Genomic DNA, 2233 nt, shown 5'->3' with positions numbered 1-2233 from the left:
GCTGTCCGGCGGCATGCGCCAACGCGTGGCCCTGGCCCGGGCCCTCGCCCAGGACAGCCAACTGCTGCTGATGGACGAACCGTTCGCGGCCCTCGACGCCATCACCCGCGATGTGCTGCACGGCGAACTCACCCGCATCTGGGCCGAGCGGAACCTGTCGGTCCTGTTCGTCACCCACAACGTGCGCGAGGCCGTGCGCCTCGCCCAGCGCGTGGTCCTCCTCTCCTCGCGCCCCGGCCGAATCGCGAAGGAATGGACCGTGGACATTCCGCAGCCGCGCCGCATCGAGGACGCGGACGTCGCCGAGCTGTCCCTCGAGATCACCGAACACCTGCGTGGGGAGATCCGCCGCCATGGCCAGCACTGAAACGAAGGCGAAGACGGACGACCTGGCGGGCCTGGAGGCCGGCCTCGACGCCCTCGACGCGGTCCAGACCCATCGCACCCCCATCCGCGAGGTCCTCACCAACAAGATCCTGCCCCCGGTCCTCGCCGTCAGCCTCGTGCTGCTGGTGTGGCAGATCCTCGTTTCGGCGAAGGTCACCGAGGAGACCAAACTGCCGGCGCTGTCCGCGGTGTGGGACAGCCTGGCCGACATGTGGCTCAAGGGCACCCTGCTGGAAGTCATCTGGACCAGCGTGTCGCGCGGTCTGCTCGGCTTCCTGCTGGCCCTGGCCATCGGCACCCCCCTCGGCCTCGTCGTCGCGCGGGTGAAGTTCGTCCGGGCCGCGATCGGCCCGATCCTCCAGGGCCTGCAGTCCCTGCCCTCGGTCGCCTGGGTGCCCCCGGCGGTGCTCTGGTTCGGCCTCAACGACACCATGATGTTCACGGTGATCCTGCTGGGCGCGGTCCCGTCCATCGCCAACGGCCTCGTCTCCGGCATCGACCAGATCCCGCCGCTGTTCCTGCGGGCCGGCCGCACGCTCGGCGCGAGCGGCCTGCGCGGCGCCCGGCACGTGGTCATGCCGGCCGCGCTGCCGGGGTACCTCGCCGGTCTCAAGCAGGGCTGGGCCTTCTCCTGGCGCTCCCTGATGGCCGCCGAGATCATCGCCTCCTCCCCCGACCTGGGCCTGGGCCTGGGCCAGTTGCTGGAGAACGGCCGCAACAACATCGACCTGCCGGGCGTGTTCCTCGCGATCATCCTGATCCTGGTCGTCGGCATCGCGATCGACCTGCTGATCTTCAGCCCCGTCGAGCGGTGGGTGCTGCGCAGCCGCGGCCTGCTGGTCAAGAGCTGAGTCCCGTGTCCCGCGCACTCGTCGTCATAGCCCACGGCAGCCGCGATCCGCGGCACGCGGCGACCGTGCACGCCCTCGTCGGGCGGGCGCGGGCGCTGCGGCCCGGGCTGCGGGTGGAGACGGCCTTCCTCGACTTCGACACCCCGACGGTGGGGCAGGTCCTGTCCTGGCTCCACCGGTCGGGCGTACGGGAGGTCGTGGCCCTCCCGCTCCTCCTGACGCGGGCGTTCCACGCGAAGTCCGACATCCCGGCGGTGCTGGCCGAGTCGGCCGCCCGCCTGCCCGGCCTGTCCGTCACGGTGGCGGACGTGCTCGGGCCCTCCCCGCTCCTGGTCTCGGCCCTGGAGCGGCGCCTCGCCGAGGCGGGCATCACAGCGGCGGACCGCGCCACCACCGCAGTGGTGCTCGCGTCCGCCGGATCCACAGACCCGGAGGCGATCGCAGTGATCGCTGAAATCGCGCGGGAGTGGCGGCACACCGGTTGGTGCGCCGTGCGGCCTGCGTTCGCCTCCGCGGCCCTTCCCCGTACGGAGGACGTCGTACGGGCCCTGCGCGCCGAGGGCGTGCGTCGGGTGGCGGTGGCGCCGTACGTCATCGCCCCCGGGCGGTTGCCGGACCGCATCGCGGCCGGCGCCGAAGCCGCGGGGGCGGACGTCCTGTCCGCCGTCCTGGGCCCCTCCCCGGAACTGGCCCGCCTGCTGCTGCGCCGCTTCGACGCGGCGTCGTCCTCGCCGGCCCGCCTGCCCGCGCTGGCGGCGTAGAACCTGGGGCTCCGCCCCGGACCCCCCGGCAGCGGCGCCGCGCCGGTCCAGCCCCGCTAGAGCCTGTCTGACAAATGCTCATCTGGCTGGTTCGCGGAGCCAGAGGATCAGCGAGGCCAGGACGACTCCGGCGCGGTAGCGGTCGGCGAGCTTGATGCCCCTATGGATGTCAACCAACGTTCTCGGGGCGTCCGGGCTGGTCGGTCGGAATGTTCGCTGGGACGAGATGTCGGT

General features: G+C 72.4%; 3 protein-coding genes. All 3 read left to right on the top strand.

All coding sequences use genetic code 11. The annotated features are described in order from the left end of the window. Window positions 1-367 (top strand): ATP-binding cassette domain-containing protein (locus ACFWB8_RS36990; RefSeq protein ID WP_385237694.1); only part of this gene is annotated, 367 nt, incomplete at its 5' end. Then, window positions 354-1238 carry an ABC transporter permease gene (locus ACFWB8_RS36985; RefSeq protein ID WP_385237691.1) on the top strand — a complete coding sequence of 295 codons (885 nt, stop codon included), beginning with the start codon at window positions 354-356 and terminating at the stop codon, window positions 1236-1238. The genes ACFWB8_RS36990 and ACFWB8_RS36985, both read left to right, overlap by 14 nt. A gap of 5 nt (window positions 1239-1243) precedes the next feature. After that, window positions 1244-1999 carry a sirohydrochlorin chelatase gene (locus ACFWB8_RS36980; protein ID WP_385237688.1) on the top strand — a complete coding sequence of 252 codons (756 nt, stop codon included), beginning with the start codon at window positions 1244-1246 and terminating at the stop codon, window positions 1997-1999. Window positions 2000-2233: the final 234 nt, after the last annotated feature.

This window comes from Streptomyces sp. NPDC060031 (assembly GCF_042736805.1).
Classification (GTDB): Bacteria; Actinomycetota; Actinomycetes; order Streptomycetales; family Streptomycetaceae; genus Streptomyces.
The sequence above is the reverse complement of the archived record's forward strand: the minus strand, read 5'-3'. Positions and strand labels throughout refer to the sequence as shown.

Coding starts and splice junctions, on each gene's coding strand:
- ACFWB8_RS36985 (WP_385237691.1), top strand. CDS start 354: ATGGCCAGCACTGAAACGAAGGCGAAGACGGACGACCTGGCGGGCCTG.